The sequence below is a fragment of the Micromonospora sp. NPDC000121 genome (assembly GCF_042899165.1).
In the GTDB taxonomy this organism is placed as follows: domain Bacteria; phylum Actinomycetota; class Actinomycetes; order Mycobacteriales; family Micromonosporaceae; genus Micromonospora.
In genome coordinates this window covers 1-4,499 of record NZ_JBIAZP010000028.1, presented here as the reverse complement: position 1 = coordinate 4,499, position 4,499 = coordinate 1, and the positions used below count along the sequence as shown (strand labels likewise).

Sequence of the window (4,499 nt, the reverse complement as noted above, 5' to 3'; positions counted from 1 at the left end):
CTGATGTTGATGTGGTGGAGGCGCACGGTACTGGTACTCGGTTGGGTGATCCGATCGAGGCGCAGGCGCTGGTGGCCACCTATGGTGCGGCCCGTAATGGTCGGGGTCCTGTGTGGCTTGGGTCGCTGAAGTCGAACGTGGGTCATACCCAGGCCGCCGCTGGTGTGGCTGGTGTGATGAAGATGGTGTTGGCGTTGCAGGCGGGGGTGTTGCCGAGGACGCTGCACGCCGATGAGCCGTCGCCGTTGGTGGATTGGGACGGCGGTGTGCGGTTGTTGTCCGAGCCGGTGGAGCTGGTTCGTGACGGCCGGCCGTGGCGAGCGGGTGTTTCCTCGTTCGGTATCAGCGGCACCAACGCCCACGTCATCGTCGAAGCCCCGCCGCTGGCGCCGGAGCTGCCCGTGGAGTCCCCGGTCGACGGGTCTGTTGCGACGCCTGTGGTGGTGTCGGCGCGTGGCGCGGCGGCGTTGCGGGAGCAGGCCGGCCGGCTCGCGGACTGGCTGGAGCACGAGGGCCAGGACGTGCCGTTGCCGGAGGTGGCCCGGACCTTGGCGTTGTCCCGGGCGGCCCTGGATCACCGCGCGGTCGTCGTCGGCGACGACCACGAGTCGGTGGTGGCGTCGTTGCGTGCCGCCACGGCGCTCACGCCGGTGTCCTCCGGGGCGACCGGCGTGGTGCTGGTGTTCCCAGGTCAGGGCTGGCAGTGGGCGGGCATGGCCCGAGAACTGCTTACCAGCTCGGCGGTGTTCGCCGACCGTCTGGCCGAGTGTGACCTGGCCCTGTCCGACCACGTCGACTGGTCTGTCACCGACATCCTCCAGGGCGAGGACGAGATGTGGCTGTCCCGGGTGGATGTGGTACAGCCGGTGCTCTGGGCGGTGATGGTGTCCCTGGGCGCAGTCTGGCTGTCCTGGGGCGTCCCGGTGATCGGGGCGGTCGGTCACTCCCAGGGCGAGGTCGCGGCGGCATGCGTGGCCGGCGGCCTGTCACTCGCAGACGGCGCCCGGGTGGTGGTGATCCGGTCCCGGCTGGTGCGTGAGTTGGCCGGCACCGGTGGGATGCTGTCGGTGGGGCTCGGCCGCACCGAGATCGAACCGCAGCTGCCCGAGGGCGTTGAGATCGCGGTCGTCAACAGCGCTGCGTCGACCGTGGTTGCCGGACCCGTGGCCGCTCTGGAGGCGCTCGCCGCGCAATTGGCCGAGCGCGGGGTGCGAGCCCGGATGGTCCCCGTCGACTACGCCTCCCACTCCGCGGCTGTCGATGCGCTCGCCGACCGGCTGATGAAGCAACTCGATGACCTGACACCGCGTTCCTCGCAGATTCCGGTCATCTCGACGGTGACCGGCGACGTCGTCGACACCGCCGACATGGGCGCCGACTACTGGCTGCGCAACCTCCGCCAGACGGTGCGGTTCGACACCGCCATGCAGACCCTCACCAGCCGCGGCGCCCGCGTCTTCGTCGAGGTCAGCGCTCACCCCGTGCTGGAACTGGCCATGTCCGAATGCGCCCCCGACGGCGTGGTGATCTCCTCCCAGCGCCGCGACCGCCCGCAGCGGAACCACCTGCTGACCGCCCTCGGCCAAGTCTGGACCGCCGGTGTCCGGGTCGACTGGGCCACCGTCCACGGCCCCGGCGCCATCCGCACCGACCTGCCCACGTACGCCTTTCAGCACCAGCGCTTCTGGCTGACCCCCACCACCTCGGCCGGCCAGCGTACCCCTGACCATCCCGTGCTTGCCGCCAGCACCCACACCACCGCGGACGAACCCACCATCCTCACGGGGCGCCTCGATCCGCGCACTCTCCCCTGGCTGGCCGACCACGCGGTCAGGGACACCACCATCCTTCCCGGCACCGCTTTCATCGAATGGCTCGTCCACACCGGCGACCACCTCGGCCACAATCGCATTGCCGACGTCATCATCCACACACCCCTCACCGTCCAGGGGCACATCGCCCACGACATCCACATCGTCTGTGTGCCGGTTGACGGCTCCGCGCACACCGCCCGCATCTACGCTCGGCGCCACGGCATCGACAACTGGACCCTGCACGCCGAAGGCCGTCTCGACACGACCGACGAGCCTGCGGACATCGTTGTGGGCCCCTGGCCACCCGAGGGTGCCCAGCCCGCAACCATCGACACGTTCTACACCGACGTGGCGGCCGCCGGCTATCAGTACGGGCCGGCGTTCCAGGGCATGCGGGAGCTGTGGCGGCGCGGCGACACGCTCCACGCCGAGGTCGCCCTTCCCGCCGAGGAACCGGTCACCGGCGTGGCCATCCACCCGGCGCTGCTGGACGCCGCGCTGCACCCGCTGCTGACAGCCGACGAACTGCGACTGCCGTTCGCCTGGACCGGCATCCGGGTTCATGCCACCGGCGCTCGCCGCGCGCGCGTCACCGTGACCCCGACCGGCCCGGACAGCGCCCGGATCAGACTCTCCGACGACGACGGCCGTCCCATCGCCGACATCCACGAACTCCGCCTCCGCGCGCTGCCCGCAGTCCCCACGGCCGCGTCCCTGACAACCGTCTCGTGGGTACCGCCGGAGAGTGCCCCGGCAACAGACACCACAGGGTCGACCCCGCCCGTGGTCGTGTACTCCCCGCCGGCCGGGAACGCCGTGGCCGACACCCTTGCCGAGTTGCAACGGTTCCTCGGCTCGACCGAGCAGGCCGGCGAGCGGCTGCTCGTCCTCACCCGCGACGCCCTCGTCGCACCCGCGGAGGGCCGGGTCGACCCGGCCGGCGTCCTCGGCGCGGCGGTCTGGGGCCTGGTGCGTTCGGCGCAGTCGGAGCACCCGGGCCGGTTCCTGCTGCGCGACGTACCCACGGACGTCGAACCTGATCTCGACGCTCTGCTGTCCACGGGGGAAGAGCAGGCGGTGCTACGTGCCGAGGGCGTTCTGGTGCCTCGTCTCCAGCCCGCGCGCCCGCTGGCGGCGGAGGCGCCCACTCTCGATGACGGGTGGGTGCTGGTCACGGGCGGCACCAGCGGTGTCGGCGCCCTGGTGGCCGAACACCTCGTGTGCCGGCACGCGGTGACACGGCTTCTGCTGTTGAGCCGATCCGGTCCGAACGCCGACGGCGTGGCCGCGCTCGTGGACCGGCTGGAGACCCTTGGCGCGACGGTGCGGGTGGTGGCCTGCGACGTGAGCGATCGGGCGCAGTTGCAGGGCGTTCTCGACGGCGTCGACAGGCTCGTGGGGGTCGTCCACGCCGCCGGGGTGCTGGACGACGGCGTGCTGGAAGGGCTGTCGCCCGATCGGGTGGCGAACGTCCTCAACGGCAAGCTGGGCGGCGCCCTGCTGCTGCACGAACTCACCCTGGACCGGGATCTGGCGATGTTCGTCGTCTTCTCCTCCGTCGCCGGAGTGCTCGGCAACGCCGGTCAGGCCAGTTACGCGGCGGCCAACGCCGGCCTGGACGGGCTCGCCGTGTTGCGCACGGGCATGGGTCTGCCGGCCACGTCGATCGCGTGGGGGCTGTGGGAGGCCCAGACCGGAATGACCCGTGGCATGCAGGACCGCGACCGCAGCCGCCTCAGCCGGTCCGCGGTCGAAGCCATGCCGACCGGCGAAGCGCTCACCCTCTTCGACGCTGCCATCACCGGCGCCGAACCCGTCGTCGTCGCGGCGACCCTGAACCTCGGCCGGGTGGCCGACCCGGCACCGCCCATGCTCCGGCGACTCACCCGGAGAACCAGCACAAGCCGGCGCCGTGTCATCGCGCCCACGGATGCCGGCGCTGCCGAGCAGGAGCTGGCCACGCTCAGGCCGGCCCAGCGCCGGCGCCGGTTGCGTGACCTGGTGCGTACCCACGTCGCCGGCGTCCTCGGCCACGGCGGCCCCGAGACGGTCGACCCGGACCGGCCGTTCAAGGAGGTCGGCTTCGACTCGCTGACCGCCGTCGACCTGCGCAACCGGCTCGCCGCCGCGGTGGGGAAGACCCTGTCCGCCACCGTCGTCTTCGATCATCCCACCCCGGCAGCGCTCGCTGATCACCTCGACATCCGCCTCGGCGGTAACGGCGACAGGCCCGCCGACAGCGCACATCCGGTCGTGGAGAGCCTCGACCGGCTCGCCGAAGTCCTCGACGACGCCGACGCCGCCGACCTGATCGAGCACCGTGTGACGCATCGTCTGCGGACGCTGCTGTCGCGGCTCGACGGGGGCACCGACCGCGACCCCGACGACCTCGACGCCGACCTGGTGAAGGCCTCCGACGACGAGCTCTACGAGTTCCTCCAGCACGAACTCGGCATCACGCACGACCCATTCACCGACGGCTCAGGAAGGTGAACGCGATGAACAACGAGGACAAGCTTCGCGAGTACCTCAAGCTCGTCACCGCCGACCTGCGCAAGGCCCGCCGCCGCGTCCAGGAACTGGAAGCCATCGAGCCGTTGGCGATCGTGGGTATGGCGTGTCGTTTTCCGGGTGGGGTGGATTCGCCTGAGGATTTGTGGCGGGTGGTTGTCGAGGGCCGTGATG

At 71.1% G+C, this 4,499-nt stretch carries 2 protein-coding genes; both read left to right on the top strand.

Features of this window, described 5'->3' with window-relative positions; all coding sequences use genetic code 11:
- Positions 1 to 11: 11 nt before the first annotated feature.
- Positions 12 to 4,307, top strand: coding sequence for an SDR family NAD(P)-dependent oxidoreductase (locus ACFY23_RS31715; protein ID WP_387039135.1), 4,296 nt, complete (start codon positions 12 to 14; stop codon positions 4,305 to 4,307).
- A 5-nt stretch (positions 4,308 to 4,312) separates the two neighbouring features.
- On the top strand, positions 4,313 to 4,499 hold a 187-nt coding region (locus ACFY23_RS31710), incomplete at its 3' end, for a polyketide synthase docking domain-containing protein (protein WP_387039132.1).